This is a genomic window from Bradyrhizobium sp. USDA 4369 (assembly GCF_054056435.1).
The window spans coordinates 7,960,658-7,986,058 of sequence record NZ_JBSRYH010000001.1 but is presented as its reverse complement, the minus strand read 5'-3'; the positions used below and the strand labels follow the sequence as shown (position 1 = coordinate 7,986,058).

The 25,401-nt window shown below is 65.1% G+C and carries 19 protein-coding genes and 1 pseudogene; 13 read left to right on the top strand and 7 right to left on the bottom strand.

Going from position 1 to position 25,401, the window contains the following annotated elements:
• Nucleotides 1-69 precede the first annotated feature (69 nt).
• Entirely contained in the window at nt 70-2,193 is a 2,124-nt protein-coding gene (locus ACVIJ6_RS36180) for a methyl-accepting chemotaxis protein (RefSeq protein WP_456776661.1), read from the top strand.
• A 71-nt stretch (nt 2,194-2,264) separates the two neighbouring features.
• Here ACVIJ6_RS36180 and glgA read toward each other — a convergent pair whose 3' ends face one another.
• On the bottom strand, nt 2,265-3,683 hold the full coding sequence (glgA, locus tag ACVIJ6_RS36175) for a glycogen synthase GlgA (protein ID WP_456776660.1): 1,419 nt from the start codon (nt 3,681-3,683) through the stop codon (nt 2,265-2,267).
• 338 nt (nt 3,684-4,021) lie between these two features.
• Between glgA and ACVIJ6_RS36170 the strand changes: the two genes are divergently transcribed.
• The 3 genes from ACVIJ6_RS36170 to ACVIJ6_RS36160 all read left to right on the top strand — a co-directional run bounded on the left by ACVIJ6_RS36170 (nt 4,022) and on the right by ACVIJ6_RS36160 (nt 7,596).
• The gene (locus ACVIJ6_RS36170; RefSeq protein ID WP_456777160.1) at nt 4,022-5,089 is read left to right on the top strand and encodes a CaiB/BaiF CoA transferase family protein; all 1,068 of its coding nucleotides are present in this window, start codon (nt 4,022-4,024) and stop codon (nt 5,087-5,089) included.
• Nucleotides 5,090-5,326: 237 nt separating this feature from the next.
• On the top strand, nt 5,327-6,394 hold the full coding sequence (locus tag ACVIJ6_RS36165) for an alcohol dehydrogenase (RefSeq protein ID WP_456776659.1): 1,068 nt from the start codon (nt 5,327-5,329) through the stop codon (nt 6,392-6,394).
• A gap of 122 nt (nt 6,395-6,516) precedes the next feature.
• Nucleotides 6,517-7,596: an isocitrate/isopropylmalate dehydrogenase family protein gene (locus tag ACVIJ6_RS36160; protein WP_456776658.1), complete on the top strand. Its 1,080-nt coding sequence runs from the start codon at nt 6,517-6,519 to the stop codon at nt 7,594-7,596.
• Here ACVIJ6_RS36160 and ACVIJ6_RS36155 read toward each other — a convergent pair.
• From ACVIJ6_RS36155 to ACVIJ6_RS36140, 4 genes are all read right to left on the bottom strand, one after another.
• Nucleotides 7,593-8,414, bottom strand: a complete 822-nt coding sequence (locus ACVIJ6_RS36155) for an enoyl-CoA hydratase (protein WP_456776657.1) — start codon at nt 8,412-8,414, stop codon at nt 7,593-7,595. The genes ACVIJ6_RS36160 and ACVIJ6_RS36155 overlap by 4 nt on opposite strands.
• A gap of 349 nt (nt 8,415-8,763) precedes the next feature.
• Nucleotides 8,764-9,159, bottom strand: a complete 396-nt coding sequence (locus ACVIJ6_RS36150; RefSeq protein WP_012042961.1) for a helix-turn-helix domain-containing protein — start codon at nt 9,157-9,159, stop codon at nt 8,764-8,766.
• Nucleotide 9,160: 1 nt separating this feature from the next.
• Nucleotides 9,161-10,399, bottom strand: a complete 1,239-nt coding sequence (locus ACVIJ6_RS36145) for a LysR family transcriptional regulator (protein WP_456776656.1) — start codon at nt 10,397-10,399, stop codon at nt 9,161-9,163.
• A gap of 498 nt (nt 10,400-10,897) precedes the next feature.
• Entirely contained in the window at nt 10,898-11,131 is a 234-nt protein-coding gene (locus tag ACVIJ6_RS36140; RefSeq protein WP_456776655.1) for a hypothetical protein, read from the bottom strand.
• 365 nt (nt 11,132-11,496) lie between these two features.
• On the opposite strand from ACVIJ6_RS36140, the gene ACVIJ6_RS36135 reads away from it, so the two are divergent.
• Nucleotides 11,497-12,231, top strand: a complete 735-nt coding sequence (locus ACVIJ6_RS36135) for a cytochrome c biogenesis CcdA family protein (protein ID WP_456776654.1) — start codon at nt 11,497-11,499, stop codon at nt 12,229-12,231.
• 16 nt (nt 12,232-12,247) lie between these two features.
• Here ACVIJ6_RS36135 and ACVIJ6_RS36130 read toward each other — a convergent pair.
• Nucleotides 12,248-13,766, bottom strand: a pseudogene (locus tag ACVIJ6_RS36130) (sensor histidine kinase).
• Between the two features lie 239 nt (nt 13,767-14,005).
• Complete coding sequence (locus tag ACVIJ6_RS36125; protein WP_456776653.1) at nt 14,006-15,280, bottom strand: serine hydrolase domain-containing protein; 1,275 nt, start codon at nt 15,278-15,280, stop codon at nt 14,006-14,008.
• 149 nt (nt 15,281-15,429) lie between these two features.
• Here ACVIJ6_RS36125 and ACVIJ6_RS36120 point away from each other — a divergent pair, with 149 nt between their 5' ends.
• The 8 genes from ACVIJ6_RS36120 to ACVIJ6_RS36085 all read left to right on the top strand — a co-directional run bounded on the left by ACVIJ6_RS36120 (nt 15,430) and on the right by ACVIJ6_RS36085 (nt 25,271).
• Nucleotides 15,430-16,350, top strand: a complete 921-nt coding sequence (locus tag ACVIJ6_RS36120; RefSeq protein WP_456776652.1) for an intradiol ring-cleavage dioxygenase — start codon at nt 15,430-15,432, stop codon at nt 16,348-16,350.
• 326 nt (nt 16,351-16,676) lie between these two features.
• Entirely contained in the window at nt 16,677-17,993 is a 1,317-nt protein-coding gene (locus tag ACVIJ6_RS36115) for a CmpA/NrtA family ABC transporter substrate-binding protein (RefSeq protein WP_456776651.1), read from the top strand.
• Nucleotides 17,994-18,057: 64 nt separating this feature from the next.
• On the top strand, nt 18,058-18,972 hold the full coding sequence (ntrB, locus tag ACVIJ6_RS36110) for a nitrate ABC transporter permease (RefSeq protein ID WP_456776650.1): 915 nt from the start codon (nt 18,058-18,060) through the stop codon (nt 18,970-18,972).
• A gap of 10 nt (nt 18,973-18,982) precedes the next feature.
• Nucleotides 18,983-19,777, top strand: coding sequence for an ABC transporter ATP-binding protein (locus ACVIJ6_RS36105; RefSeq protein ID WP_456777159.1), 795 nt, complete (start codon nt 18,983-18,985; stop codon nt 19,775-19,777).
• An 87-nt stretch (nt 19,778-19,864) separates the two neighbouring features.
• Nucleotides 19,865-20,290 (top strand): globin family protein, encoded by a 426-nt coding sequence (locus tag ACVIJ6_RS36100; RefSeq protein WP_456776649.1) that lies wholly within the window; start codon nt 19,865-19,867, stop codon nt 20,288-20,290.
• Between the two features lie 5 nt (nt 20,291-20,295).
• Nucleotides 20,296-21,510 (top strand): NAD(P)/FAD-dependent oxidoreductase, encoded by a 1,215-nt coding sequence (locus ACVIJ6_RS36095; RefSeq protein WP_456776648.1) that lies wholly within the window; start codon nt 20,296-20,298, stop codon nt 21,508-21,510.
• A 17-nt stretch (nt 21,511-21,527) separates the two neighbouring features.
• A complete protein-coding gene (locus ACVIJ6_RS36090; protein ID WP_456776647.1) occupies nt 21,528-24,218 on the top strand; it encodes a nitrate reductase in 2,691 nt (896 codons plus the stop codon).
• Nucleotides 24,219-24,431: 213 nt separating this feature from the next.
• Nucleotides 24,432-25,271 carry an aldo/keto reductase gene (locus ACVIJ6_RS36085; protein WP_456776646.1) on the top strand — a complete coding sequence of 280 codons (840 nt, stop codon included), beginning with the start codon at nt 24,432-24,434 and terminating at the stop codon, nt 25,269-25,271.
• Nucleotides 25,272-25,401: the final 130 nt, after the last annotated feature.

Here is a 25,401-nt window from a genome sequence, read left to right as displayed (position 1 = left end):
GGCCTTCAGCGCGTGCGCTGCGGCTGCTCGCGAATCCGGCGCGCGCAATCATCTGATTAGGAACGGCCGATGTCCGAGCGTGGAACGATGCGAAGCGAGACATTTCAAGCGGAGACCGGGGCGGTCAGTCTGAAATGGAAGATCCTCGTCGGCAATCTGCTGACCGGACTGTTCGCGATGGTCTTCGCCTGCGTGCTGGCGTGGGGCGGGTGGGGCGATCTGCGCAAGCGCGAGCAGGCCGCCCGCGTCCTCAACGCCTTCGAGCTGGTGATGAAGGTGAACGCCCAGATCCCGCTGGAGCGCAGCCAATGGAATCTGCTCGCCGCCGGCGGGGCGGCCTCGGCCGACGATATCGCCAAGCTGGACAAGGCGATTGCGACCACCGACGAGGCGCTGGCGCAGGCCAAGACCGCCGCCCAGATCGCGAGCCTCTCGACCAACAACATCGACTCGGCCGAGCGGACGCTCCGTGATGTCCGATCAGCTGCGCGCGGCGCCGTTCCGTTGCCTGCCGCCCAGCGTCCCGCTAATATCCAGGCGGCCACCACCGACGGACTGGGGCGCGCTGCGGAAGCTCTCAATGCCTCCATCGACGAGACCGCGATTGAGCTGTCGCGCGTCGGCGGCGATGTCGAGAACCTGCTGCCGTCGGGTCAGCTGGCGCAATTGTCGCAATCGATGCGCACCGTCAACGGTGCACGCTCCGCGGTGCTGCGCTTCTTCATCCAGAACCAGAACTGGACGCCCGCCCGTCTGGCCGAGGTCACGGAGCAGAGTGGCCAAGTGACCCTGCTCTGGCAGCAGATCGAGCTCGCAGCGCGCAGCGTCCGTGACACGCCGGCGGTTGCCGCCGCGCTGGAGCATGTGCGTTCGACGCTGATGGGCGAGGGCGAGCGCCGCTATCGACAGATCGTCACGGCGGCGCGCGATGGACAGCCGTCCCCGGTCACCGCGGAGGAGTGGGGCCGCTGGACCACGCCGATGCTGAACAACGTCATCGTGCTGCGCGATGCGGCGCTGACATCGGCGCACCAGGCGATCGACAAGGCGATCGATGCGGCGCGGCTGCGCCTGTTCGGTGCGCTCGGCATCGTGCTTCTGGTCGCGATCGTGTCCGCGGCCGTGGTCGTCGGCGTCGTACGCGGCGTCATCGGGCCGCTGGTCGGACTGACCGGCGTGACGCTCCGGCTCGCCAATGGCGAATTGGGCGCGGACATTCCGAGCGAGTCCCGCAAGGACGAGATCGGCGCGATGGCGCGCGCGCTCAAGGTGTTCAAGGATGCCCTGATCGCCAAGAAGGAGTCCGATGAGGCGGCGCAGCGCGATGCGCAGGCGCAGATCGATCGCGCCCGTCGGCTCGATATGCTGACCCGCAATTTCGAAGCGACGATCGCCGACATCGTCAATACGGTGTCGTCGGCTGCCTCCGGACTCGAAATCTCGGCGGATACGCTGACCAACACCGCGAACCGCTCCAAGGAGCTCAGCACCGTCGTGGCGGCGGCTTCTGAGGAAGCCTCGTCCAACGTCCAATCGGTGGCCTCCGCCACCGAGGAGCTGTCCTCTTCCGTGACCGAGATCAGCCGTCAGGTCCAGGCCTCGGCCCGCATGGCCGGCGATGCCGTGCAGCAGGTGCGCCAGACCAACGGCCGCGTCGCCGAGCTGTCGCAGGCTGCCGCCCGCATCGGCGATGTCGTCGAGCTCATCAACACCATTGCTGGCCAGACCAACCTGCTGGCCCTGAACGCCACAATCGAGGCGGCGCGGGCCGGCGAGGCTGGCCGCGGCTTTGCCGTGGTGGCGACGGAAGTGAAGGCGCTGGCCGAGCAGACCGCCAAGGCGACCGACGAGATCTCGCAGCAGATCTCCGGGGTGCAGGCGGCCACCCAGGAATCGGTCAATGCCATCCAGTCGATCAGCACCACGATCGAGCGGCTGGCCGAGATCGCCTCGGCGATCGCTGCGGCCGTCGAGGAGCAGGGAGCCGCGACCCAGGAAATTTCCCGCAACGTGCAGCAGGCCGCCACCGGCACCCAGCAGGTCTCAGCCAACATCACGGACGTGCAGCGGGGAGCCGCTCAGACCGGCTCGGCATCGGCCGAAGTGTTGTCGTCGGCGAAATCGCTCGCCGGCGACTCCAACCGGCTCAAGCGCGAGGTTGGCAACTTCCTGGAGGCTGTCCGCGCCGCCTGAGATAGCTCCGCGGCGTCCGACAGGTCCGATCCACAAACAAAAGGCCCGGAGATCGTCCGGACCTTCGTGCGTTACGCGGATGTCAGCATCTTTCGGTACAGCGCGTTGTAGCAGGCGGCCGACAGATCCCAGCTGAAGGAGCGCGCCATCGCCGATAGTCGCATCGCGTTCAATTGCTCGGTCCGTGTGAAAGCCGAGAAGGCGCGTTTCACGCCGCCGAGGAACGACTCCGCCGACGGCTTTTCGAACAGGAAACCGGTCTCGCCGTCGGTGATCGTCTCAGCCAATCCGCCGGTCTGATGGCCGATCGGCAGCGAGCCGAACCGCTGTGCGTACATTTGGCTGAGGCCGCACGGCTCGAAGCGCGACGGCATCAGGGTGAAGTCGCTGCCTGCGAAGATGCGCCGCGCTTGCGCATCGTTGAACCCGATCGCAACCCCGATCGCATCCGGCCGGCGGCGATGGGCCTCCAACAATGCGCGCTCGATCGCCGGCTCGCCTGTTCCGGTGACGACGATCTGGCCTCCGGCCCCGACGATTTCGTCCGCGGCTTCCAACACCAGATCAATGCCCTTCTGATGCACGAGACGGGCGACGATGCCGAACATCGGTCCACGCGACACCGCAAGCCCAAACTGCTTGCGGACATAGTCCGCGTTGGCCTTCTTGCCTTCCCAATCCCCGGCGGCGAAGGGCTGCGCCAGCTGCTGGCAGTAGCGCGGATCCCAGCTCTCATCGATGCCATTGAGGATCCCGGTCAGCTCATGCGCGTTCGACCGCTGACGCAGCAGGCCCTCCAGACCGCAGCCCAGCTCGGAGGTGGTGATCTCCTGGGCATAGGTGGAGCTGACCGTGGTGAGATGCGACGCATAGACCAGGCCGCCCTTGAGGAACGACAGCTTGTCGTAGAATTCGAGGCCGTCGATGTGGAATGATGATTCCGGGGCGCCGATCCGCCGCAGCGACTCCCGCGGGAACAGGCCCTGATAGGCCAGGTTGTGGATGGTCAGGATCGAGGGAACCTCGACCCCGCGCCATGCGAGATAGGCCGGCACGAGGGCCGCCTGCCAATCATTGGCGTGGACCAGATCAGCTGCCCAGTTCTTGTCCAGAGTGCCTGCGGCGAGCTCGGCAGCAGCAGCGGCAAGGCGGCCGAAGCGGATGTCATTGTCCGCCCAGTCCCGCCCGCTCTCGTCGCCATAGGGGTTGCCGGGCCGGTCGTACAGCTCGTCGCAGAGCAGGACGTAGACCGGCAGGCCGTCGCGCGTCGATGATCGTCCGAGCGAGCAGGCCGGCATCTCGGCCAGAGCTGCGCATTGGCCGACGATCTCGATGTGAGTGAGATGTTCGATCACGTCCCGGTAGCCGGGCAGCATGATCCTGACGTCAGTGTGGGAGCGGAGTGCCCGGGGAAGTGCGGCTGAAACGGCCGCCAGTCCGCCCACCCGGACGAAATCGTCCATTTCGGTTGTAACGAACAGAACCCGCAAGAGATGTCCTCGATCAAGCCCCATGACCGTCCTATGCAAGAAAGGGTCCAAATATAGCCGTCAACGAAAGTCGTGCCGCACTGCGGCGAGAGGCGAAACGCTTTCGAGATCGAATGGTTCGATCTAGAAGCGAGGCGCACCGCGTTGCATGGCTTACGCTTCGTGAATCCGTGAGGGCGCGGCAGACTGTCCAACCGGCCATCAACGAGAAGAATCAGAACCAAGGAGCTGCGAGGGTGAGTCTAACTGGAAACGATGAGAGCCGTTTGACAGGATGCTTCGAGGGGCTCCGCATCCTCGACTTCTCGACCACGATCGCCGGCCCGCATTGCGCCCGCATGCTTGCTGATATGGGGGCGGAGGTGATCAAGATCGAGTCAGCGGAAGGTGAAACCATGCGCACCCGCCCGCCGGTCCGGCATGGCTGCTCCACGGCTTTCGGTCAGCTCAACGTCGGCAAGAAGAGCGTGGTGCTCGATCTGAAATGTTCAGCTGATGTCGAGGCGGTGCGTCGGCTCGTCGCAACGGCCGATATCCTGGTTGAGAATTTCCGGCCCGGAGTCATGCAACGGCTCGGCCTCGCTTATGCAACGCTGAGTGAGTTGAACCCGCGGCTGATCTACTGCTCGATCTCCGGCTACGGCCAGACCGGCCCATCGGCTGAACTCCCGGCCTATGCCCCGGTGATCCATGCCGCCTCCGGCTACGAGATGGCGCATCTCGCTTACCAGCCCGGCCGCAGCCGGCCGGACTATTGCGGCATCTACCATGCCGACGTGGTGACCGGGACCTACGCGTTCGGCGCCATCGCGTCCGCCCTCTATCAGCGTGAGCGTACCGGACGCGGCCAGCATATCGACTGTTCGATGCTCGAATCCATGCTCAGCCTCACCCTGAACGAGATCCAGGGCGCCCAGTTCGCGGTCGAGCCGCCGCAGCGCCCGCCGTTTGGTCCGGCTGAAACCCGCGACGGCTACGTGATGATTGCGGTTGCCAGCGAGAAGACGTTCCAGAACCTGATGGGCGTCATCGGACGGCCCGCCTGGGTCGAAGATCCCAGATTTGCCCGTTACGCCGACCGTCGCCGTCACTGGGGTGATCTCATGGATGGCGTCGAGGCTTGGTCCAGCCGGCTCACGACGGCCGAATGTGTCGCGACACTGAGCGCGGGCGGCGTCCCGAGCTCAGCCTATCGAAGCGTCGCCGATGCGCTTGCCGACCCGCAGCTCGCCCATCGTGACGCATTGGCCGAGGTGACGGACGCGGCCGGCAGCTTCAAGGTGGTCAACCTGCCGTTTCGGATGTCGGAAGCGAGGGTCGCGGCGGGAGCGCGGGCAGCGAGCCTCGGTGAGCACACGGCCGATGTTCTTCGTGAGGTCGGCGCGATCGACACCGGCCAAGGCTGAGACAAGGCCGAGCTTGGTGAGACGAAAGGCTGCAGGGCAGCCATGATCGCGCGCCATGCGCGCGGCCTTGCCGCTCTGCTCGTTTCCGGCCAATGTCGCGAGATTGCAAGAACGGTGCGGACCAGCCGGACGCGCGTCTGTCGGGAGGATCTGTCGAGGCCGCGCTGCCCGCGCGAGCCGTCGCCGCTCGTCCCGTGATGGCGCTGTCCGGTCATACCGGACCACGGGAGTGAAAGAATGAAGAGCTTCAAGGTCACCGATTTCAACGCGCCGCTGACCGAGGTCGACGAGCCGACGCCGCAGCCCTTCGGCAAGCAGGTGCTGATCAAGGTCAAGGCAGCAGGGGTCTGCCACAGCGACCTGCACATCTGGGAAGGCGGCTACGATCTCGGCCATGGCCGCAAGCCGCTGTCGCTCAAGGATCGCGGCGTCTCGCTGCCGCGGACCATGGGACATGAGAGCGCCGGGGAGATCGTGGCGTTCGGACCTGATGTCACCGAGGCGGAGAAGGGCGGACTGAAGGTCGGCGATGTCGCGCTGGTCTATCCCTGGATCGGCTGCGGCAAATGCGCGACATGTCTGGCCGGCGATGAGAACATGTGCCTGAAGCCGGCCTCGCTCGGTGTCTATTGCGATGGCGGCTATGCCGACCACATGACCGTGCCGCATCCGCGCCATCTGATCGACCTCAAGGGGCTCGATCCGGTGACGACCGCGCCCTATGCCTGCTCGGGCGTCACCACTTACAGCGCGCTGAAGAAGGTCGAGAAGGATCTGGATACCCCGATCGTGATCTTCGGCGCCGGCGGTCTCGGCCTGATGGCCCTGTCGCTGCTCAAGGCCATGGGCGGGAAGGGAGCGATTGTCGTCGACATCGATGCTCGCAAGCGCGAGGCGGCGCTGGCGGCGGGCGCGCTCGCAGCCGTCGACGGCAAAGCGCCGGATGCGCTGGAGCAACTGACCAAGGCGGCAGGCGAGCCGATCCGGGCCGTCATCGACCTGGTCGGCAATGCCGCCACCGCGCAACTCGGCTTCGATTGTCTGACCAAGGGCGGCAAGCTGGTCATCGTCGGCCTGTTCGGCGGCGGCGCGCCATGGGCGCTGCCGCTCATTCCGATCAAGGCGGTAACGATCCAGGGCAGCTATGTCGGCAATCTCAGGGAGACAAAAGAGCTGCTCGATCTTGTCCGTGCCAAGAACATCACGCCGATCCCGGTCACCCCGATGCCGCTCGACAAGGCCAACGACGCCCTGCGCGAGCTGCAGTCGGGCAAGCTGGTCGGCCGCGCGGTGCTGACGCCCTAAGTCTCGACTACTCTCGTCCTCGCGAGCAGCGAAGCGAAGCAATCCAGCGTCTCAAGCTGGGCTCTGGATTGCGTCCTTCGCTCGCAATGACGTCGCCAACTCACTCACATTGCGAAGAAAACATGTCCTCGACCAATTCACTTCACATCGCAGTTCTGCCCGGCGACGGCATCGGTCCAGAGGTCATGTCGCCCGCTCTTGAAGTTCTGCGCAAGGTCGAGGCGAAAGCGGGCCTGTCGTTCCGCTTCACCGAAGCCCAGGCCGGCGCCGGCAATTATCTGGCGACCGGCGTATCGATCGCCGAGTCCACGATCCGTCTCTGCGAACGGGCGGACGCGATCCTGCTCGGCGCCTGCGGCCTGCCGTCGGTGCGCTACCCCGACAACACCGAGATCGCGCCGCAGATCGAGCTGCGTTTCCATTTCGATCTTTATGCCGGGGTGCGGCCGGCGCGGCTGATCCCGGGCGTGCCGAGCCCGATCGTCGGCGCCGCGGAGCGCGGCATCGACTTCGTCGTCATCCGCGAGTCGACCGAGGGCCTGTTCGCCTCGATGGGCAAAGGTGTGGTGACACATGAGGAGGCGCGTGAGACGCTCGTCATCACCCGCAAGACCTCCGAGCGTCTCTTCAACTTCTCCTTCAAGCTCGCCGAGCGGCGTCGGGCCCGTGGCCGTTCCGGCACTTTGGGCTGCGTCGATAAAGCGAATGTCTTCAAGGCCTTCGCCTACTTCCGCAAGATCTTCGACGAGGTCGCTGAGCTCCATCCGAACGTGAAGGCGGAGCGGCTCTATATCGACGCCTGCGCGCTTATGCTGGTGAAGCGCCCCTGGGATTTCGACGTCCTGGTCACCGAGAACATGTTCGGCGACATCCTGTCCGACCTCGCCGCCGGCCTCATCGGCGGCATGGGGATGGCGCCCTCGGCCGACATCGGCGATCGCCATGCCGTGTTTCAGCCTTGCCACGGCACCGCGCCCGACATCATGGGGCAGGGCAAGGCCAACCCGACCGCCATGATCCTGTCGGCCGCGATGATGCTGGACTGGCTGGCGGACACGCGCGGCATCGATGGCGCGGCCGAGGCGGCGCAGCGGATCGAGCAGGCGGTCGACAAGGTCTATGCGTCCGGTCTCAAGCCGTTCGAATTCGCTGGCAATGCCGGTACGATCGAGGTGACCAAGGCGGTGCTTGAGGCGCTTTAGCGTCCCTTGAAGACCGGCTTGCGCTTGTCCATGAAGGCGCGGCGGCCCTCGCGGAAGTCCTCGGAATCCATGCAGGCGTCGCCGATCCGCTTGATGGCAGTCATGTCGCGGCCGCTCTCGTCCTTCAGCACTTCGGCGATCGTGATCTTCGCGGCCTGAACCGCCAGCGGCGCGTTGCCGGCGATGGTGCGGGCGATGTCGAGCGTGGCCGGCATCAGCTCCTCATTGCCCATCATCCGGTCGATCAGGCCGATCCGCAGCGCTTCATGGGCATCAATCCGCATCCCCGTATAGAGCAGCAGCCGCGCCTGCGACGGCCCCACCAGCGACACCAGATTGCGCAGGCCGTCATAGCCATAGGCGATGCCGAGCCTGGCCGCGGGAATGCCGAACCGGCTGTCCTCGGCGGCGAAGCGCATGTCCGCGAGCATCGCGATCTGCAGGCCGCCACCGAGGCAGAAGCCGCGGATGCAGGCGATGGTCGGCTTGGGGTAGGTCGCCAGCAATGCGCGCTGGGCGGCGCTTCGCTGCGCATAGGCCTCGGAGGCCGCGGCGTTGTGCCGGCTCTGTTCGAATTGGCTGATGTCGGCGCCGGATACAAACGCCTTGTCGCCAGCGCCGGTCAGCACCACAACGCGGATGTCGGCGCTGTCGCGCAGGGCGATCAGGGCGTGGCCGAGCCCCTCCCACATCTCCAGTGACATCGCATTGCGCTTGTCCGGATGGTTGAAGGTGACGAGGCCGACGCCATCTCCCGCATGGGTCATCAGGATCTTGCCTTCAGCGAAGGCAATGGAGTCCCCGGCGGCGATCGGCATGGCGTTTCCAGCACATTGGCGGCGGGCAGCCGCCTTCGGGACGCGACAAAATCGCCCGCGACAAAATCGGGCCGCCACTTCCTATGACGGCAGGGATTAAAAAGGTAAGCCCGCACGGCTCTCGCCGAGCGGAGATCAGGGCCGGATCATCCGGCCGCGTCGATCAATCATCGCACTCAAACGACGTTATCGACGTTGCACTCAGCTGACATTAACCACTGAGGCAATCCTCGGAGAGGCAGTGAACCCGCCCGAGCTGGCTGACCGCCTGGCGCCCCCAAGTTGCGCCCTCGAGCGATGATGGCCACGTCGACCAGCAGGCGCGTCTGACCCGGTCAGACGGCTGTGCCTATTCTTCGTTCGCTGCAATCGATTCCATGAGGGCAACGAGCTGACGCTGCACCGTCTGATCCTTGATCTTGCTGTAAGCGCGCAGCAGACGCAGGCTGAAGGCGCTGTCCAGGAAGAGCAGGCTCTCGACCTCACGGGCCTTGTTGTCGCCGTCGTAGAAGAAGGTCACGGGCACATCGAGCGCCGTCGCGATCTGCTGCAAGCGTGCCGCGCCGACGCGATTGACGCCCTTCTCGTACTTCTGCACCTGCTGGAAGCTCACGCCGAGCTTTTCACCGAGCTCTGCCTGCGAAATCTTCTGTTCAACCCGGCGCAGGCGAATGCGCTTGCCAAGCTCAATGTCCGGCTTGCCGGCACTGCGCTGCTTCATCTTCTTTGCCGCTGATTTGTTCATACTAGTCTTGCCGTCCTTCCATCGGAAAGCCCCCGAATAAATGGGTCAGGGGTTCACCCATATATACTGTTTTAAGTTGCCGTGGATGGATGAATTCGTCTTTAAACCACGGGTATTTGCCAGGGTTAAAAGCCTCCACCAACCAGTCAATCATATGGCGCACCCTCGGGATGCGGCCGGTGGTGGCATGGTAGGACAGCCAGATATCGTAAGACCACTTCAACTCAACCTCAAGCGGTATCATCTTTCCGCCGAGCGCGCTCGCATAGGTTGGGAATACCCCGATACCGGCACCGTGGGCGACGGCCCAATAGTTGGCGCTCGATACGTTGGTGGTCATCGCGATCAAGTCCCGCTGCTCGTAGCCGGGAAAGATGCTGGCAAATGCTTCGTTCGCAGCGGCTTCGTCGGCGACCTGCAGAACCAAGCGATGTTTCATCAAGTCGTCAATCGTGTTCGGAACGCCATACACGTCTAGATATTTCTCGCTCGCGAAACACATCAGATGCATGCGGCCAAGCCGCACCAGCTTGACATCGAGCGCGGACGGCCGCGAGAGGTGGATGGCCACGTCTGCCTCGTGGCGCGAGACATCCGCCGAGCGCATCGCGCAATACAGGTCGACCAGCATATTCGGAAAGCTCTGCTGAAATTCGACCAGGCGCGGCGCCAGCCAGAATGTCCCAAGACCCTCGGTGACCGCGACGCGGACCTCGCCGGATGCCGCACCGGCCAGCCCGTCGCCGGCGCGCAGCAATTCGAACGCTGCAGTCTCCATGCGCTCGACGGCGGACACGACCAGCGCGCCTTCATCCGTCAGCCGCGCCCCGTGGACGTCGCGCGTGAACAATGTGGCGCCGATCTGCCGCTCGAAATCGTCGATCCGCCGACGCACCGCGTTGATCGACAGCGTGAGACGTTCGGCGGCGGAACGGAAGCTGCCGGCCCGGACGACCTCGAGAAAGATCCGGGCCGCATCCCAGTCGGTGAGGCTCGCCAGCGCCGGCTTGCCTGCCGCGGCTTTCGCCGGGGCTGCCCGCCCAGACGGGCTTCGCGCCGCCGTCTTCATCGCCCGGGCGGCTGGTGCGCCCACCGCACCGGCATCACCGATCTGGTCGCCGCCTGGCCCCTGGAGCGCAACCGAGGCGTCGCTGATCTCTGCCGGCACGTCCGTCGCATGAGATCCCGCTTCCTCCTGGCGTTCCTTTTGAGGAACGCCCCGTTCCGCTGCAGCGCGCATACAAGCTTTCCTCGCCTGCTAGAGTATGACCGAGAAACTACGTGGTGGCCGGTTCGATGCCATCGGTTGGTTGAGACATTGGCGATTCATGATCCCTGCGACGTGCAGTCTCTGCAGCATGGTTTTACCAGCAGCAGAAGCTTGGCAGGAACTGCCGAGTATCACGAGGACACGCGCAGCGCGAGTCGACCGAAGCATCGACGGTTTTTGCCTCGGCCGCAATGAAATGGTAATCGAAGATGGCAAGGGGCCATGCTATCGTGGTGAACGCTGTGTGTTGTTGACTCAGCGGACTCCGATCTTCGATCATCGACCCTTGCGCGGCGATCTTGTGGGAAATCGGGGCGCCGATCGTCACAGCAGGGACGGAAGCGACGTGGAGTTCGCATACACGGCGTGGGGAGGAACGAGATGACGAATCAGGGTGCCATCCGCGGGGCGGGACTTTCCCAGCTCCATCTCGTCAGACGCTAGAACGGAACGACGCCTGTGGCCAATTCAGACGAACAAATGCTTGCCGTCCTCGCGACTCTGGAGCAGTGCCGCGCTGCGCTCACTGCTGCCGGGAATCGCGAATCGGCGCATATGGTCTCGGTTGCCATCCTCGACCTCCGCATGAAGTTGAACCGCCTCAGCGAAGACGATCTCAAGTCGCTCTGCAATGAAATGGTTCAGGCTGACAACCCCGAGAAATTGCGCGATCCGAAGCCGCAGCCAGGGCAGCGCCGGCAACCTTTGCTCAGGTTGGTCAAGTAGCACGGTGCGATGCGCGCACGGGAGGCGGTTCCAAGTCGTGATCTGCCGTGATCAAGCTGTGAAGCTGGTCAGCGGTGCAGGGCTAACCGGAGCGAACTGCTGCGGCGAGATGGGTACCGACCCTCCGCCAGGCCGATCTTCCTCAATTTGAGCGCTGAACGAAGCTCGTCAGATCGATGGATCGTCTCGGCAAGGGGGATCGCGGTCGCTGCGGACGTTCGAGATGTGCGCTGGTTCTGGCCGTAACCTGCGGGCCCTGTGTTGCGTATTCCTCATAACGGCGGCATGAAGCGGAGTGCCCTGGGCACGAGGCCGCCAAGAGGGTGTATCGCGGGACCCGCATGATCCAAAACGTATCGATACCGGCTGCGTTCGTTGCCGGACTGGTCAGCTTCCTGTCGCCCTGCGTCCTGCCGCTGGTTCCGCCCTATCTGGTCTATCTGACCGGCGCTACGATCGAGCATATCGAGAGCGACGAGGCGCCTGCCGCCTCGCGGCGCGCCGTCATGCTCTCGGCGGGGCTGTTCGTGCTCGGCTTCTCGACCGTCTTCGTGATGCTGGGGGCGAGCGCCTCGCTGATCGGCGGCCTGATCCGGGCCTGGTCCGAGCAATTGTCGATCCTCGCCGGCATCGTGATCATCGTGATGGGCCTTCACTTTCTGGGCCTTACCCGGATTGCGTTTCTGATGCGGGAGGGGAGGTTGCCGATCCCGAAGCCGGTCGGCCTGTGGGGGGCCTACGTGATGGGGCTTGCCTTCGCCTTCGGCTGGACCCCCTGCATCGGTCCGATCCTGGCTGCGATCCTGTCGATCGCCGCGGCCGAAGCAACGGTCGCCAAGGGCGCCGGCCTCCTGGCCATCTACTCCGCCGGGCTCGGTATTCCGTTCCTGGTCGCCGCCTTCATGATCGAGCAGTTCTCGGCGCTGTTCATGCGGATGCGCGGCCATCTGGTCAATGTCGAGCGGGCGATGGGTCTCCTGATGATCGTCACCGGCATCGGCTTTCTGACCGGCGCGGTCTCGACCTTCAGCATCTGGCTGCTCGAAACCTTCCCGGCGTTGCAGAGGTTCGGCTGAGCGGGCGGCGCTGCGGTCAATCGTCGAGCACGCAGGTGATCGTGTAGATCACGCCCGGCGGCAGGAAGTCGACCGTGGCTTCGCCGCCGAGCTGATCGCGCGCGCTGCGCTCGATCAGGCGCGAGCCGAAGCCGCGCTGGATCGGGGCCGAGACCACCGGGCCGCCGGTCTCCTGCCATGTCAGCTTGAGCCGTGCCGGCTGCTTCTTTGCCGTATCGGCGTGGTTCAAGAGCTTCCACGACAGATCGACTGTGCCGGTGTCGTTGGACAATGCGCCATATTTGGCGGCGTTGGTCGCAATCTCGTGCACGATCATCGACAGTACGACGGCGAGCCGCGGTGACAGCGCCACTTTGGGGCCGGTGATCCGGATGCGTTCCGGGGTGTTCAGCCGGTATGGCTTGAGCACGCGTCCGATCACGTCCTCCAGCTCGGAGCCCTGCCACTTCTCCTTGCTCAGGAGGTTGTGGGCCCTCGGCGAGGGCTCCCAGCCGGCCCTCGAATTTCTCGCGCTCGAAGCGGCTGGCGCTTCGGAAGGTCTGGACGGCGATGGCTTGCAGGATGGCCAGCGTGTTCTTGACGCGGTGATTGAGTTCCTCGATCAGCAGGTCGTGCAGCATCTCGGCGCGGGCGATCGTCGTCGCCATCCGCACCGCGAAGGCAAGGCCGATTGCAAGCATGATGCCGCCGATCAGGCTGGTGATGGCGAGGTTGCGCCAGAGCGGCGCCACCAGCGAGGTCTCGCTGATGCCGGCGCCGATGATCCAGCCCGTCAGGGGCGAATGCGTGAAGCTCGACAGCAGCGGCAGGCCTTCCAACGACACGCTCGACAGCGTCGCCTCGTGCTCGCTGATCATGCGTTCATAGACCGAGGGCGAGGCCGGCTTGCCGATCGTCTCGAGCGGATTCGGTACGCGCGCAAACACCACGGCCTGGCGGTCGAGCAGCGACAATGTCCAATCGGCGCTCGGGCGCTGCTTCTCGAGGATGGTCTGGAACATCTCGATCGGCGGACTGAAAGAGATATCGTAGATCACCTCGCCGTCGCGAAACACCGGCACCTCGACCGTGACGATCAAGCTCTTCTTCACGATGCCGTAGAACAGGTCGGAATATTGCGGCTGGCGCGTTTCGAAAACGCGTTTGGTGATCTCGCGGTTGCTCCGCAAGGGGAGATTGGCAGTGTCGGTGGTTGCCGACGAAAACAGCTGGTGTCCGTCGCGGTCAGCGACCAGGATCGTGCCGTGCTTGCCGTACTGCTCGAGGAAGCCCATCGCGATCGGGCGGAAGCGCTCGAAGTCGCCGGTCTTCAACGCATCCGTCAGTGCCAGCACCTGCACGCCGCCTGTCATCCGCTGCATCTCCGCATCGAGCGTGAGGCGGATGGCGCGCACCGTCTCGAGCACGCGCTGCCGGGCATCGGTGCGGTCCTGCATGTAGTTGTGAAATACGATGCCGCCGGCGAACAGGATGAGCGGCAGCGTGGTCCCTGCGACCAGAAGAGCAAGCCGGACCGGCAGGGAAAGCTTTGGCACGGATGCCCCGTTGAGAAGACGGTTCCAATGAGCGATAGGACCGCAATCGGCGGCAGGAAGGCTGGGCCCGGAGGCGATCGGCGATGACGGCCCGGTGTCAGGCCGCAAACGGCTGCATCCGCATGGCCCGGCGGCTGCAGCCGTTTGCATCATAAGCATAAGAGAGTGGCGCACCCGCGCCAAGCTCATTGCGCGGCGATCCCCGGTTCCATCCGCGGGCGCAGTGCCCGGTCTGGCTGCTACAGATTGCTCTCGGTGATGGCGGCATAGACCATGGTGCGCAGCTCGCGCCGGATCGGGTAGGCATTCGACGGCAGCACCTGGGTCATGAAGATCGTGATCAGCTCTTCCGCCGGGTCGATCCAGAACGCCGTGGAGGCGGCGCCGCCCCAGGCATATTCGCCGGGGCTGCCGGCAATCAATGTCTTCGCAGGATCCATCGTGACCGAGAAGCCCAGGCCGAAGCCGATGCCGTTATAGGCGGCCTCGGCGAACATCGACCGCGACAGCGCCGGCAGGTCGACGCCGCCGGGCAGATGGTTGGATGTCATTAGCTTCAAGGTCTTCGGTCCGAGCAGCCGGACGCCGCCGACCTCGCCGCCATTGATCAGCGCGCGGCAGAACGTCAGATAGTCGGCCGTCGTCGCGCACAGGCCGCCGCCGCCGGAGATGAACTCGGGCGGGCTCAGGAACGAGCTGGTCGCGGGATCATCCTGCAAGGTCAGCCCGCCTTTGCGGTCGGCGGCGTGAAACGACAAGGCGCCGCCGGCGTCAGCCGAATAGCAGGCCGCCAGCCGGTGCGCCTTCGCGGCCGGGACGTGAAAGTCGGTATCGGTCATGCCGAGCGGATCGAAGATGCGCTCCTTGAGAAATTGCTCGAACGGCTTGTCCGCGATCTTGCCGACGAGATAGCCGATCACGTCGGTGGAGACGGAGTAGTTCCAGGCCTCGCCGGGCGAGAACTCCAGCGGGATCCGCGCCAGATCGTCGATCATCGACTGCAGCGTGCCGGCCTTTTCGACCGCGCCGATCTTCGCCTCGCGATAGGCCGCATCGACATTGGAGCGCTGCTGGAAGCCGTAGGTGAGGCCGGAGGTATGGCGCAACAGGTCGACGATCAGCATCGGCCGCGTCGGCGGCCGGCTGATGAAGGCCGGCGCGGTGCCGGCGACGAACACGCCGAGATTCCTCCACTCCGGAATGTATTTGGCGACCGGCTCGTCGAGCGCGACCTTGCCTTGCTCGACCAGCATCATGAAGGCGACCGAGGTGATCGGCTTGGTCATCGAATAGATGCGATAGATCGTGTGATCTTTGACCGGCACTTTGCGCTCGACATCGGCGTAGCCGAGCGAACTCGCGTGCACGATCTTGCCGCGGCGGTAGACCAGGAGTTGAGTGCCGGGAAAGCGGCCTGCGTCGACATAGCGTTCCCTGAGATGGGCGTCGATGCGGTCGAGCGCGGCTTTGGACATGCCGACGGAGTCGGGCGAGGCGGGGGTGGGGGCGTGCATCGGGCGTCTCCGCTGTCGTTCGATTTTCGTGGCTCGCGCGCGTGGCGGCCTGGCGCAAGCGAGGAGTCGGGTGATAGCGGAAAATTGCCCGGTCTCCAATGGCAGCGCCTGCCGGGCTGATGTAGCGTCAGCCGCCGGGAGGACTGCCAATGACCCAATTCAATGAAGCCGAGCTTACCGACGCGGTCGTCGCAAGCTTCGACCAGACGCCCGACAGCCGCGTGAAATTCCTGCTGCAGGAGCTTGTGACCTCGCTTCACGACTATGTCCGCAAGACCAATCTGACCTTCGACGAATGGGCCGCCGCGATCGAATTCCTGACCCGGACGGGACAGACCTGCACCGCCAGCCGGCAGGAGTTCATCCTGCTGTCGGATGTGCTCGGCGTGTCCATGCTGGTCGACGCGATCAACCACCGGGAGCGCGCTGGCGCGACCGAGACCACGGTGCTCGGCCCGTTTTACGTCGGCGAGCATCGGCAGATGCCGCATGGCGCCGATATCTCCGCAAACCTGAAGGGCGAGAAGATGTTCGTTCAGGGGCGCGTCACCGATCTTTCCGGTGCGCCGCTCGCGGGCGCGGCTGTCGACGTGTGGCATGCCGATGATGAAGGCTTCTACGATTCACAGCGGCCGGCCTATGATGCGGACGGCCCGTCGTCGCGGGCGCGGTTCATCACCGATGCGGACGGACGCTTTTTCTTCCGCACCATCCTGCCCTGCAGCTATCCGATCCCGACGGATGGTCCGGTCGGCCAGCTGATCCTCGCGACCAAGCGACATCCGATGCGGCCGGCCCATGTCCATTTCCTGGTGGATGCCGCGGGCTATGAGCCGCTGATCACCCATGTCTTCATCGGCGGCGATGCGTATCTCGATAGCGACGTGGTCTTCGGCGTGAAGGACGAGTTGGTCGCGACGGTGAGTCAGCAGACCGATCCGGTGATGCCCGACGGCAAGCTGGCAGCCTCTCCGTGGCACCTGATGACCTACGAATTCCGCATGAAGCCTGGCGTCGGCACCGCTCCCAAACCGATGTTGGCGAAGCCCGCAACGGCCGCAGCGGAGTAGGACAAATGAAGGCGCCCACTTTTTGTGCAACGCACAGGAAGTGGGCGAATCGCAAATTTTGCGTGCGATTGCGGTGGTCCGCAGGCGCTGGTGATTTTGACTAAGCTATTGTTTTATCAGAAAGTCCTACTCATTCGATCGCTGGCACAAAGCTTGAATAGATGGCTCTGACGCCATCGATGCCGTCTGCGCAAACCCCATCCGACATCTGACGCTGCCCCTCCGAGGCATCCCTCGGAACGCGCCCCTGTGCGCGATCGATCGGCGACTGGCGGACGGGCCCTTCAACCCATCGAGCGCTTTTCAGACAAAGGACGACAGCACTCATGACGAAGACTGCCAATCCTGCTCGCCGCAACGGCCTCAGCCGTCGTCAGCTTCTCAAGGCCGGCGCCGGCACGGCTGCGCTGCTCGCCGCGGCGAAGCTGAACCTGCCTGGCGGAGCGTTTGCGCAAGGCGCAGGGCCGGAAGTCACCAGCGCCAAGCTCGGTTTCATCGCCCTGAGTGACGCCGGCCCGCTGTTCGTCGCCAAGGACAAGGGCATGTTCGCCAAATACGGCATGCCCGATGTCGACGTGCAGAAGCAGGCCTCGTGGGGGACGACGCGCGACAACCTCGTGCTGGGCTCCGAAGGCAATGGCATCGATGGCGCGCATATTCTGACGCCGATGCCGTATCTGATCTCGTCGGGCAAGGTGACGCAGAACAATCAGCCGACGCCGATGTACATCCTGGCGCGGCTCAATCTCGATGCGCAGTGCATCTCCGTCGCCAAGGAATATGCCGACCTCAAGCTTGGCCTCGACACCGCGCCGTTCAAGGCCGCTCTCGAAAAGAAGAAGGCTTCCGGCAAGGCCGTGAAGGCCGCGATGACCTTCCCGGGCGGCACGCACGATTTGTGGATCCGCTACTGGCTCGCGGCCGGCGGCATCGATCCCGACAAGGACATCGAGACCATCGTGGTGCCGCCGCCGCAGATGGTGGCCAACATGAAGGTCGGCACCATGGACTGCTTCTGCGTCGGCGAACCGTGGAATGCGCAGCTCGTCAACCAGGGCATCGGCTACACGGCGGTGACGACCGGCGAGATCTGGAACAAGCATCCCGAAAAGTCCTTCGCGATGCGCTCAGCCTTCGTCGACAAATATCCGAAGGCCGCGAAGGCGCTGACCATGGCGGTCATGGAAGCCCAGCAATGGTGCGACAAGATGGAGAACAAGCAGGAGCTTGCGACCATCATGGCGAAGCGGCAGTGGATGAACTGCCCGGTCGAGGACGTCGCCGGACGCTCGGCCGGCAAGTTCGACTACGGCACCGGCAAGGTGGTCGAGAACTCGCCGCACATCATGAAGTACTGGCGCGACTTCGCCTCCTATCCGTTCCAGAGCCACGATCTCTGGTTCATCACCGAGGACATCCGCTGGGGCAAGTACGAAGCGGGATTCGACGCCAAGGCGTTGATCGCCAAGGTCAACCGCGAGGACATCTGGCGCGAGGCGGCCAAGGAAATGAACGTCGCCGCCAGCGAGATCCCGACCTCCAAGTCGCGCGGCAAGGAGACGTTCTTCGACGGCAAGGTGTTCGATCCCGAAGATCCTGCCGCCTATCTGAAGTCGCTGTCGATCAAGCGCGTCGACGCCTGATCAGGACCTCATGCCGCGCGCGACCGGCGCGCGGCTCCTCTCATTGCACGGAGAAAGGCTTCCGATGTCCATGCCAGCGTTGATCAATGATAGCGCGCCCAAGGTCGTGCCGACCGCGTCCACGTCGACGTCCAGCTCTGCGTCGGTCGTGACGATGACGCCGAAGCAGCCGCCGAAGGCTGAGCGCTATGTGAAGATGGCCCGCGAGGCTGCGGTGCGCGTGGTGCCGCCGCTGATCGTGCTGGTGCTGTTCCTCGTCGTCTGGGAGCTGTTGTGCCGCCGCGCCGGCTCGGCGCTGCCGCCGCCATCGCGCGTGTTTTCGGATACGCGCGAACTGATCTTCGATCCGTTCTTCGACCATGGCGGCATCGACAAGGGCCTGTTCTGGCATCTTGAGGCGAGCCTCCGCCGTGTCGCGATCGGCTATGCCATTGCCGCCATCGTCGGCGTCGCGATCGGCACGCTGATCGGCCAGTCGGTCTGGGCGATGCGCGGGCTCGATCCGATCTTCCAGGTGCTGCGCACGATCCCGCCGCTCGCCTGGCTGCCGCTGTCGCTGGCGGCGTTCCGCGATGGCCAGCCGTCGGCGATCTTCGTCATTTTCATCACCTCGGTGTGGCCGATCATCATCAACACCGCGGTCGGCATCCGCAACATTCCGCAGGACTATCGCAACGTTGCCGCGGTGGTGCAGCTCAATCCGCTGGAGTTCTTCGCCAAGATCATGATCCCGGCGGCCGCTCCCTATATTTTCACCGGCCTGCGCATCGGCATCGGCCTGTCCTGGCTCGCCATCGTCGCCGCCGAGATGCTGATCGGCGGCGTCGGCATCGGCTTCTTCATCTGGGACGCGTGGAATTCCTCGCATATCAGCGAGATCATCCTGGCGCTGTTCTATGTCGGTATCATCGGCTTCGTGCTCGATCGCCTGATCGCGATTGTCGGCAAGGTCGTCACCCGCGGCACCGCGACGAACTGAGAGGGATTGGATCATGGCCTATCTGAAGCTCGATCACGTCGACAAGTCTTTCACCCGCGGCGCCACCACGACCGAAGTGCTGAAGGACATCAACCTGACGATCGAGAAGGGCGAGTACGTCTCGATCATCGGCCATTCCGGCTGCGGCAAGTCGACGATGCTCAACATCGTCGCCGGCCTCACGACCGCGACGTCAGGCGGCGTTCTGCTGGAGGAGCGCGAGGTCAATTCGCCGGGGCCCGACCGCGCCGTAGTGTTCCAGAACCACAGCCTGCTGCCCTGGCTGACGGTCTATGAGAACGTGCGCCTCGGCGTCGACAAGGTGTTCGCCAAGACCAAGACCCGCGCCGAACGCGATGCCTGGACCATGCACAATCTCAACCTCGTGCAGATGGCGCATGCCAAGGACAAGCGGCCCAACGAGATCTCCGGCGGCATGAAGCAGCGCGTCGGCATCGCGCGGGCGCTGGCGATGGAGCCGAAAGTGCTGCTGCTCGACGAGCCGTTCGGCGCGCTCGACGCGCTGACGCGGGCGCATCTACAGGATTCGGTGATGGCGCTGCATCAGAAGCTCGGTAACACCATCCTGATGATCACCCACGATGTCGACGAGGCCGTGCTGCTGTCGGACCGCATCGTCATGATGACCAACGGCCCGAGCGCGCATATCGGCGAGGTGCTCGAGGTCGCGCTGCCGCGGCCGCGCAAGCGGCTCGAGCTCGCGACCAACGCGACCTATGTGAAGTGCCGACAGCGGGTGCTCGAGTTCCTCTACGAGCGCCACCGCTTCGTCGAGGCCGCGTGACGCAGGAGACATTCGGAGAGTGGATCGAACCACTCTCCGCGTGAGACGACCAACAGGCTCTCGTCCATTTCAAGGAAGGTATTGCCGATGACCCCGTCTCAGATCACGCTCGTTCAGGAGAGCTTCGCCAAGGTCGCGCCGATCTCCGAACAGGCCGCCGTGCTGTTCTATGATCGCCTGTTCGAGGTCGCGCCGCCGGTGCGCGCGATGTTTCCCGTGGATTTGACCGAACAGCGCAAGAAGCTGATGGGCACGCTGGCGGTGGTGGTCGGCGGGCTGTCGAACCTGGACTCGGTGCTGCCGGCGGCAAGCGCACTCGCCAAGCGCCACGTGAACTATGGTGCCAAGCCGGAGCACTACCCGGTGGTCGGCGCCGCGCTGCTGTGGACGCTCGAAAAGGGGCTCGGCGAGGCCTGGACCCCCGAGGTCGCCGAGGCCTGGACCGCAGCCTACGCGACGCTGTCCGGCTACATGATTTCGGAAGCCTATGGCAACGCACAGGCAGCGGAGTAGGCCCGTTGAGTGAGCCGCTCGTCATCGTCGGCAACGGCATGGCCGCTGCGAAGCTGGTCGAGGAGCTGTCGCAGACCGCCCTCGGCCGCTATGCGATCGCCGTCATCGGCGAGGAGCCGCGGCTCGCCTATAACCGCGTGCTGCTGTCGTCGGTCTTGGCCGGCGAGGCGGCATCGCACGAGATCGAGCTCAAGCCTGCGACGTGGTGGCGCGAGCGCGGCGTGACGCTGAAATACGGCGCGCGGGTCACACGCATCGATGTCGGCCGCCGCGAGCTGGAGATCGAGAACGAAGAGAACATGGCGTTCTCACGCCTGGTTCTAGCCACCGGCTCGCTGCCGCTGCGGCTGCCGGTGCCCGGCGCCGATCTGGCGGGGGTGCATACGTTCCGCGACAGCCGCGACACCGACGTGCTGTTGAGCCTGGCTGCGAAGAAGTCGCGCGTGGTTGTGGTCGGCGGTGGACTGCTCGGGCTGGAAGCGGCCTATGGCCTGGCGCGTGCCGGCGCCAAGGTGACGCTGCTGCACCTGATGGACCGGCTGATGGAGCGGCAGCTCGATGCCTCGGCGGCGGCGCTGTTGAAAGTGCTGGTCGAGCGCAAAGGCATCGAGGTTCTGCTGCAGGCGAGCACGGCGGCGATCCATGGCGAGCTCCGCGTCGAGCGTGTCGAACTCGCCGACGGGCGGAGCCTGGCTGCGGATGCGGTGATCTTCGCGGCCGGCATCAGGCCCAACGTGGCGCTCGCCAAGGAGGCGGGGCTTGCGGTCAATCGCGGCATCGTCGTCGACGATGCTCTGCAGAGTTCGGTGCCCGGCATCTCCGCGCTCGGCGAATGCGCCGAGCATCGCGGCACCTGTTACGGGCTGGTCGAGCCCGCCTACGAGCAGGCGCGGGTGCTCGCGCGGCATCTCGCCGGCCGCAAGGCAGCCTATCAGGGCAGCGTGGTCGCCACCAATCTGAAGGTGTCCGGCGTCGCGGTGTTCTCGGCCGGTGACTTCGTCGGTGTCGAGGGCAGCGAGGCCATCGTGCTCAACGATGCCAGGCGCGGCATCTACAAGAAGCTCGTGATCGCCGACGGCCGCCTCACCGGTGCCGTGCTGATCGGCGACACTCAGGATGCGCTCTGGTATCGCGACCTGATCCGCAATCGCGAGCCGATTGCGTCGATCCGGACCGAGATGATGTTCGGCCGCGCGGGGGCGCGGCCAAGGGCCGCGTGAGGGGGATTCGCACGACGATGACCACTGTCGATCCGAAGCTGCGCACCGTGCGCACCGCCTGTCCTTATTGTGGCGTCGGCTGCGGCGTGCTCGCCACGCCCGATGGCAGCGGCGGCGCCGCGATATCCGGCGATCCGGTGCATCCCGCCAATCTCGGCCGGCTCTGCTCGAAAGGCTCGGCGCTCGGCGAGACGCTCGGGCTCGAGAGCCGATTGCTGTATCCGATGGTCCGCTGCAAGCACGGCCTGGAGCGGGTGGCGTGGAGCGATGCGCTCGACCACGTCGCGAGCCGTCTGAAGCACATCGTCGCCCGCGACGGCGAGGATGCGGTGGCGTTCTATCTCTCCGGCCAGATGCTGACCGAGGATTATTACGTCGCCAACAAGCTGATGAAGGGCTTTCTCGGCTCGGCCAATGTCGACACCAATTCGCGGCTGTGCATGGCGTCCTCGGTCGCCGGCCATCGCCGCGCCTTCGGCAGCGATACCGTGCCCGGGAGCTATGAGGATCTCGACCAGGCCGATCTGCTCGTCTTCGTCGGCAGCAATGCCGCCTGGTGCCACCCGGTGCTGTATCAGCGCATGCTGGCGAACAAGCAGAATCGCGGCGCCAAATTCGTCGTCATCGATCCGCGCCGCACCGACACCGCCAGCGAAGCGGACCTGTTCCTCGGCCTGAAGCCGGGCACCGATGCAGCGCTGTTCTCCGGCCTGCTGGTGCATCTCGCCGACAGCGGCGCGCTCGATCGCGACTACATTGCCCGCCACACCAGCGGTTTCGACGAGACGCTCGTGCGCGCCCGCAGCCTCGCGGGCAGCGCTGCCGCCACCGCGCTCGCGACCGGCCTGTCCGAGACGGACGTGGCCGCCTTCTTCAAGCTGTTCCGCGAGACGCCCAAGGTCGTCACGCTGTATTCGCAGGGCGTCAACCAGTCGGCGCAGGGCACCGACAAGGTCAATGCCATCCTGAATTGCCATCTCGCGACAGCGCGGATCGGCAGGCCGGGCATGGGGCCGTTCTCCTTGACGGGCCAGCCCAATGCCATGGGCGGCCGTGAGGTCGGCGGCCTCGCCAACCAGCTCGCCGCTCATATGAGCTTCACGCCGCCGGAGATCGATCGGGTCCGCCGCTTCTGGAAGGCGCCTGACATCGCCACCCATGAGGGCTTGAAGGCGGTCGCGATGTTCGAGGCGATCGCGCGCGGCCAGATCAAGGCGTTGTGGGTGATCGGCACCAATCCGGCGGTGTCGCTGCCGGACGCCGACCTCGTCCGCGCCGCGCTGAAGAAGCTCGAATTGTTCGTCGTCTCCGAGAATGTCCGCGCCAACGACACGGTCGATGCCGGCGTGCATGTGCTGCTGCCCGCGCAGGCCTGGGGCGAGAAGTCGGGCACCGTCACCAATTCGGAGCGGCGCATCTCGCGCCAGCGCGCCTTCATGGCGCCGGCCGGCGAGGCCAAGCCCGATTGGTGGATCCTGAGCGAGGTCGGCAAGCGGCTCGGCTTCGCCTCCGCCTTCAACTACAACTCCGCCGCCGACGTGTTCCGCGAGCACGCCGCGCTGTCGGCGTTCGAGAACGACGGCAGCCGCGATTTCGACATCGGCGCGCTGGCGACGCTGACGGATGAGGAATACGAGGCGATGGCGCCGGTGCAGTGGCCGGCGCGCGCCGGCAAGCCGCCCGAGCCGCGCGTCTTTGCCGACGGCAGCTTCTTTACCAACGACCGCAAGGCCCGCTTCGTCGCGCCTGACGTGCCGGCGCTGCGCAGCGAGACGACCGCCGCGCGGCCCTTGCGGCTGAATACTGGGCGTATCCGCGACCAGTGGCACACGATGACGCGCACCGGCCTCAGTCCGCGGCTCTCGGCGCATCTGCCTGAGCCGTTCGTCGAGGTGCATCCCGACGACGCGCTGCGCTATGGCCTGATGCATGACGGCTTCGCCAAGGTCACGACCGAGCACGGCCAGTGCATCCTCAAGGTGGTCGTCAGCGAGCGCCAGCAGCGCGGCATGCTGTTCGCGCCGATCCATTGGAACGCGAGCAATTCCTCGCATGGCCGGGTCGGCGGGCTGGTCGCCTCGCACACCGATCCGTTCTCCGGCCAGCCCGAGGCCAAGGCGACGCCGGCCGCGATCAGTCCCTATGAGTACGTGTTCCGCGGCTTCATCCTGTCGCGCAGCGAGTTGCCGTTGCCGTCCAGCCTGTGGTGGGTGCGCGCGACAGTGCCGGGCGGCTTCGGCTATCTGTTCGCCGACAATGGCGATCTCATGCGCTGGCCGGCCTGGTTCAAGGCGCGCGCCAGCGACGATGTCGCCGACTACATGGATGTCGGCGGCGGCGTCTATCGCGCCGCGTCCTTTGCCGGTGACCGCATCGAGACCTGCGTGTTCGTCGGCCCCGGCCATGACGCCGGCGACTGGAACGTCGTGAAGACGATGTTCGCGGCCGACAGCCTCGACGACGAGCAGCGCCGCATGCTGCTGTCCGGCCGCGCGCCGGACGGGACAGGCGGCGGGCCGATCGTCTGTGCCTGCTTCGGCGTCGGCCGTGACACGATCTGTGACGCGATCGCCTCCGGCGCGCGCACGCCCGCCGCAATCGGCGCGCAGCTGAAGGCCGGCACCAATTGCGGCTCCTGCATCCCCGAGATGAAGCGGCTGGTCGCGCAGACGCCGACCAACGCTCCGCCGATCGCGGCGGCGAGTTAGCCGGAGCGACGGTCAGGGGCGAATGGCGAGTAGGGAATAGAGAATAGAGAATAGAGAATAGAGAATAGAGGTTATCCCTATTCGCTCATTGCCATTCGCTCGCGGCATGACAGATGAGGGCGCGGCCCCCGTTTTGCTTCGTCGCCTGCGGCTCCTCGCAACGACGGAGTCAAGACGTCGACGCCACGTGCCTCATCCTCTATGCTCCCACCCATGAAGCACAAGACATTCGGAACCAACGGTCCTGCGGTCTCCGTGATCGGGCAGGGCACTTGGCATTTCGACTTCGGTGACCGCAGCCGCGCCATCGCGGCGCTTCGCCGCGGACTCGAACTGGGCGCCACCCACATCGACACCGCCGAGATGTATGGCGATGCCGAACTCATCATTGCCGAGGCCATCGCCGGGCGCCGCGACGAGGTGTTCCTGGTGTCCAAGGTGCTGCCGAGCAACGCCTCGCGCAAGGGCACCATCACCGCCTGCGAGCGCTCGCTGAAGCGGCTGAGGACGGACCGGCTCGACTGCTACTTGCTGCATTGGCCGGGGTCCTATCCGCTGGAGGACACCGTCGCCGCATTCGAGGAGCTCAAGGCCGCCGGCAAGATCGCCTCCTGGGGCGTCAGCAATTTCGACGTCGACGATCTCGACGAATTGCTGGAGGTCGCGGGTGACGGCAGGATCGCCTGCAACCAGGTGCTCTATCATCTGCAGGAGCGCGCCATCGAGCACGCGGTCATTCCCTGGTGCGGCCAGCACGGCGTCGCCGTGGTGGCCTATTCGCCGTTCGGCCATGATGATTTTCCGGAGCGCCGCAGCGCCGGCGGCGAGGTACTGCAGCGAATCGCGGAGCAGCACGGGGCCACGCCGCGCCAGATCGCGCTCGCCTTCCTGACCCGCGCCTCCTCGCTGCTCGCCATTCCCAAGGCCTCGCGCCCGGACCATGCCGAGGAGAATGCCGCTGCAGGGGACATCGCACTGACCGCCGCCGACATTGCGACGATCGATCGCGCTTTTCCGCGCGGGCCGAAGCCGCGCGGTCTGCCTATGTTGTAGTGCAGCATCACGGAAAATTACGGATGTTTGCGACCTGGGCGCGTGGGCAATGCATAGATGCTGCCCGCTTTCAATGGGTTGTCGCGACGGCCTGATTGGCGTTTTGTCGCCACTCACCGATTCGTTTCGC